Genomic DNA, 321 nt, shown 5'->3' on the forward strand with positions numbered 1-321 from the left:
TAATCATCTATTTTGGGTTCGTACCCTGATAAGGGCTTTAAATGGCGACTGATACCAAGCCAATTTTCCACGTCAGTAAGTACAGAGACGATATCCGTCAACGGCATTTTTGATGCTACCAATTTTGAAAATTTTTCTTGTTGCTGACTCACTTTCTTACTGATAGCTCGCTTTAATACTGGCTCACCGTTGATAATGTTCAAATATTCATTATCGACAAAATTTTGATTCACCTTTTCAGCGGCTTGCTGATGCTCTTCCTTTAGTTCTTTTACAAATAGCCTAGGGTCGTCAGACTTACCTATCAGCTCAGCATAAGGT

General features: G+C 38.9%; 1 protein-coding gene. It reads right to left on the minus strand.

Translation table 11 applies throughout. The features are described 5' to 3' along the window. On the minus strand, positions 1–321 hold a 321-nt coding region (locus tag OQJ26_RS19375; RefSeq protein ID WP_265705299.1), incomplete at both ends, for a hypothetical protein.

The organism is Legionella sheltonii, from assembly GCF_026191355.1.
In the GTDB taxonomy this organism is placed as follows: domain Bacteria; phylum Pseudomonadota; class Gammaproteobacteria; order Legionellales; family Legionellaceae; genus Legionella; species Legionella sheltonii.